This window comes from Oleiphilus sp. HI0043, from assembly GCF_001634935.1.
The window spans coordinates 1-914 of record NZ_LWEY01001523.1 but is presented as its reverse complement, the minus strand read 5'-3'; the positions used below and the strand labels follow the sequence as shown (position 1 = coordinate 914).

Genomic DNA, 914 nt, shown 5'->3' with positions numbered 1-914 from the left:
GGCTCGCCGTCCTGGTCGAGTGCCTGAAGGAGTGTCGCTATGTTGATGACGCGGTCAAAGCTGGATATGTCGGTGCTTTGCAGACTTGTAATGATACTTTTTTCACTGTTTAGCGGGGCGGAACCGGATAGATCAAAAGGCGTGATAAGTTCCTGTGCTTCTGATGTACCTAGATAGATTCCACCAATAGAGAACTTAACCTGTTCGCCATCGCTATAAGAAAACTCACCACGCTCATTCGTCATGCCTGACTGTGTTTCTGTTTCATAATATAGGCCTGATACCGGGCTATCAATAAAACTGCCTGTTCTGATATCCGCTGGTTCAGTGCTCGATTGCTTGCTACCGCCATCACAGGCACTTAATAATATTGGTAGACAAGCAGCGTAAATAAATCGATTCAACATAGTTTCACCTTAAGCTTTAATCTCCATTCTATTGCGGCGTTAGAGTAAACGAGTCGATTCGTTTATCGGTTGGATCGACAAGTATATTGAATCGCAAGGTGTTAGCGCCCGATACTAGCGTGACAGGCAAAGCAGCTGAATCCAAATAGAGAGCGTTATCACCAGTCGCAGAAAGAGCGATGCTACCAGCGGCGCTACCGTTCACAAGGATATCGAAAGAAGAGCTATCATTTGATGAAGCGTATCGGATTGTTAGGTTGTAAGGGATGGCGAACGCCTGAATATCCGAGAACTCAATGTAATCTCCATCCTGTGCCAAGCTTATATTGATATAACCTGAGCCGGTAAAGCCTGAGCCATAACTTTCTACATCTGGCCCATCACCGATTGTGCCCGTTTCGGCCTCGACAAATATTGCAGCAGGGGTGACAACATTAATGGTTCTTTGCACGGTTATAGCGGCATTCCCAGCAGCGTCGACAAGGTCATAGCTCAAGACGTAGGTGC

The 914-nt window shown here is 46.5% G+C and carries 2 protein-coding genes; both read right to left on the bottom strand.

The features are described 5' to 3' along the window. On the bottom strand, positions 1 to 407 hold a 407-nt coding region (locus A3729_RS22320; protein ID WP_197475987.1), incomplete at its 3' end, for a hypothetical protein. Between the two features lie 28 nt (positions 408 to 435). Then, a partial coding sequence (locus tag A3729_RS22315; protein WP_156498076.1) for a carbohydrate-binding protein occupies positions 436 to 914 on the bottom strand: 479 nt, incomplete at its 5' end.